The sequence below is a fragment of the Streptomyces africanus genome (assembly GCF_002150735.1).
GTDB lineage: Bacteria > Actinomycetota > Actinomycetes > Streptomycetales > Streptomycetaceae > Streptomyces > Streptomyces africanus.
Window position 1 is genome coordinate 1 of the sequence record NZ_MUKA01000640.1, and the last position, 738, is coordinate 738.

At 72.3% G+C, this 738-nt stretch carries 1 pseudogene; it reads right to left on the reverse strand.

The window, feature by feature from the left end:
* Window positions 1-668, reverse strand: a pseudogene (locus CCL05_RS42995) (sensor domain-containing protein); the annotation flags it as partial.
* Window positions 669-738: the final 70 nt, after the last annotated feature.

Sequence of the window (738 nt, forward strand, 5' to 3'; positions counted from 1 at the left end):
CTGGGCGCCGTCGTGCAGGTCCCGTTCGATGCGCCGCAGTTCGGCGGCGGAGGTGTCGACGGCATCGCGCCGCGTCTCGGTCAGGACCCGCACTCGCTCGGCCAGTTCGGGCTGGTTCGAGCCCAGGACGGCCCGGGTGAGCCGGAAGTGGACGTCCAGCAGCGACGGGGTGAGGAACCGCGCGAAGGAGAGGACGACCAGGCCCAGGGCGGCGGCGCCGAACGCCGACACCTGCCCGGTGACCTTGACGAACCCGTACCAGTACCCCTCGGGAGAGACCCGCCACAGCCCGGCCGCGAGCGCGAAGCCCTCCAGCGGGAACAGCCACAGCATGGCCGGCAGCAGCGCGGTGACGAACCCGGCCGNNTGCGCGACCACGGATTGGCGTCCTTCGGCAGCGGCCGGTACGCCGGAGGTATCCGCACCCCGCCCCACTGAGCCGCGAGCTCCCGCCGCCAGTTCGCGAACGCCCGCACCCCGTTCAGTACGTACGGCGTCGTGACGAGACCGATCCCGATCGGGATGAGCGCCATGGACACCAGGGACAGGGTGAAGCACAGCACCGCCCCCGGCAGGGAGACGAGGGCGATCCCCAGCCCCCGCACCGCGGCGAGTGCGAGGTCCCGCCCCTTCGTCCGCCCGTTGCCGCTCTTCGTGTCGATGGTCATGGCGTCAGTCTCGCCGAGCGGGGGTGCGGGGTCACTGGGCCGGAACACCCGGTCACGGGGTGGTGTTACG